Below are 3,124 nucleotides of genomic sequence, written 5' to 3' on the forward strand. Positions count from 1 at the left end.
CACGCCTACTCTGTTTACCAGGGCATCGCCCCCGTGTTCTCGAACCAATGGCGCGCATGAACGATCCCGTTCGGCTCTCCACCTGTCCGGGGCTCCGCCCGTTTGGCCCTCGATCTGTCCCCCGGACAGATCGCCGCATATGCGGACCGCGCCTCACCCATTCATCGCCGCCCAAACGCGGGCCGGTGTAGCTGGCATATCCAGATGCGCCACGTCATGACCGCCCGACTGCAGCGCATCGATGACCGCATTGATCACCGTGGGCGGCGAGCCGATGGCCCCGGCCTCACCACAGCCCTTCACCCCCAGCGGGTTATGCGTGCAGGGCGTCTGGCAGGAATGATCGACCACGTAATGATCCATCTGCGGCAGATTATCCGCCCGTGGCATCGCGTAGTCCATGTAGGAGGCTGACAAAAGCTGGCCATTCTCGTCATAGGAACAGTTCTCCAGCAGCGCCTGGCCGATCCCCTGCGCGATCCCGCCATGCACCTGGCCTTCCACGATCATCGGGTTGATCACATTGCCAAAATCATCCGCAGAGGCAAAGCGCTCGATGCTGACCTCGCCCGTCGCCGGATCGACCTCCACCTCGCAGGTATAGGCGCCCGCCGGATAGGTGAAGTTGCTGGGATCGTAAAACGCCGTCTCCTCCAGACCCGGCTCGATGTCTTCGAGCGGGTAGTTGTGCGGCACGTAAGCGGCCAGGGTCACATCCCCCCAGGCCACGGATTTATCCGTGCCCGCCACGCTGAACGCCCCATCCTTGAGCTCGATGTCCTCTTCAGAAGCCTCCAGCAGGTGGCTGGCGATTTTCTTCGCCTTGGCGATGATCTTCTCGGTTGCCCGCACCATGGCCGAGCCGCCCACCGCGATGGAGCGCGAGCCATAGGTGCCCATGCCCATCGGCGTATTGGCGGTATCGCCATGCACGACCTCGACCATGTTCTCGTCGATGCCGATCATGTCAGCCACCACCTGGGCAAAGGAGGTCTCATGCCCCTGCCCGTGAGAATGCGAGCCGGTCATCACCACCAGACCGCCCGTGGCATTGACCCGCACCGTGGCGCTTTCATAGAGCCCCGCGCGCGCGCCCAGCTGGCCCACAAGGTTGCTGGGTGCAATGCCGCAGGCCTCGATGAAGCAGTTGATGCCAAAGCCGCGCAGCTTGCCGCGGGCCTCGCTCTCGGCCCGCCGGGCGGCAAAGCCCTCGCGATCCGACAGCTCCAGCACCTTGTCCATGGTCGCATGGTAATCCCCGGTGTCATATTCCACCGCCACCGGCGTGGCATAGGGGAACTCGGTGATGAAGTTCTGCCGCCGCAGCTCGACAGGATCGACGCCCAGCTCGCGCGCGGCCTGATCGATCACCCGCTCCAGCTGGAAGGTGGCCTCGGGCCGCCCGGCCCCGCGATAGGCATCCACCGGCACAGTATTCGTAAAGACCGCCTTCACGTTCACATAAATCAGCGGGGTCTTGTAATTCCCCGCCATCAGCGTGCCGTGCAGCCAGGTCGGGATCGACGGCGCAAAGGTGCTGAGATACGCGCCCATATTGGCGAAGGTCTCGGTCCGGAGCGCGGTGAAGTTGTTGTCCCCATCCAGCGCCAGCTCGATCTTGGTCACATGGTCGCGGCCATGGGCGTCCGACATGAAGGCCTCCGAGCGCGACGACGTCCATTTGACCGGGCGATTACAGGCCTTGGCCGCAAAGGTCACAAAGGCCTCTTCCTGGTAGTGGAAGATCTTGGTGCCAAAACCGCCGCCCACATCCGGCGCCACGACGCGCAGTTTATGCTCCGGAATGCCCAGCACAAACGCCCCCATCAGCAGGCGGATCACATGCGGGTTCTGGCTGGTGGTATAAAGCGTGTGGTCCTGCGTGCCGCGGGCGTAATCGCCCACCGCCACGCGCGGCTCCATCGGGTTCGCGACCAGCCGGTTGTTCACCAGCTCCAGCGTGGTCACATGCGCAGCCTTCTCGAAGGCCTCATCCGTGGCCGCCTTGTTCTCTTCGACAAAGCCCCAGTCATAACAGAGGTTCGAGGTCAGATCGTCATGCACCTTGACGTCATCACTGGCCACCGCCGCCTTCATGTCCACGACCGCCGGCAGCTCGGCGATCTCCACCTCGATGGCCTCCGCGGCATCGCGCGCCTGCTCCAGCGTCTCGGCGACCACGGCGGCAATCGGCTCGCCCACATGCCGCACCTTGCCATGTGCCAGAATGGGATGGCGCGGCTCCTGCATCGGTTCGCCATGCTTGTCGGTGACCTGCCAGCCGCAGGGCATGCCGCCCACCGCCTCGAAGTCCGCGCCGGTGAAGATCTTCACCACCCCGGCCATGGCTGCCGCCGCCGACGTGTCGATGGACGTGATCGTCCCATGCGCCACGTCAGAGCGCAGAAAGAACACATGCGCCTGCCCCCGGATGTTGATGTCGTCCGTGTAATTCCCCGCCCCGGTCAAAAACCGGACGTCCTCGCGGCGCTTTGAGCTGGCGCCGATGCCTCCATCTTTTGGCATGTCATTCCTCCCTGTCAAACGGTGGCCCAAGGCCCACCTTACGTCGGCGCGATCTGTCGTAGGGTGGGCTTCAGGCCACCCCCGCCACGCCCGTGTTGATTATTCCGCAGCCACCGCGGCCACGTCCTGGCCACTGGCCGCCATGATCGCCTTGACGATATTATGGTACCCGGTGCAGCGGCAGATATTGCCCTCCAGATAGTCCCGCACCTCCGCCTCGCTGGGCTTGGGGGTCTCCTTCAGGAGGGCTGCTGCCGACATCACCATGCCCGGCGTGCAGAACCCGCACTGCAGCCCGTGATGATCCTGGAACGCCTGCTGGATCACATTCAGCGACCCATCCGCATTGGCCATCCCCTCGATCGTGGTGACCTCGGCCCCCGCAGCCTCCGCCGCCAGCATCGTGCAGGCCTTCACCGCGACACCGTCCACATGCACAACACAGGCCCCGCACTGCGAAGTATCACACCCCACATGCGTCCCTGTCAGCTGTAGCTCATCGCGCAAAAACGACGACAACAACGTTCGACCCTCAACATCACCAGACGCCGAAACCCCATTCACAACCATCTCAATCCGAGACATCTATAAAACTCCC

The 3,124-nt window shown here is 63.7% G+C and carries 2 protein-coding genes; both read right to left on the minus strand.

Annotation, left to right across the window (positions count from 1 at the left end; genetic code table 11):
• Positions 1-153: 153 nt before the first annotated feature.
• On the minus strand, positions 154-2,526 hold the full coding sequence (locus Q1A20_RS25985; RefSeq protein WP_299410971.1) for a xanthine dehydrogenase family protein molybdopterin-binding subunit: 2,373 nt from the start codon (positions 2,524-2,526) through the stop codon (positions 154-156).
• A 99-nt stretch (positions 2,527-2,625) separates the two neighbouring features.
• Positions 2,626-3,111 (minus strand): (2Fe-2S)-binding protein, encoded by a 486-nt coding sequence (locus Q1A20_RS25990; protein WP_299410973.1) that lies wholly within the window; start codon positions 3,109-3,111, stop codon positions 2,626-2,628.
• Positions 3,112-3,124: the final 13 nt, after the last annotated feature.

Origin of the sequence: uncultured Roseobacter sp. (assembly GCF_947501835.1) — a bacterium.
In the GTDB taxonomy this organism is placed as follows: domain Bacteria; phylum Pseudomonadota; class Alphaproteobacteria; order Rhodobacterales; family Rhodobacteraceae; genus Roseobacter.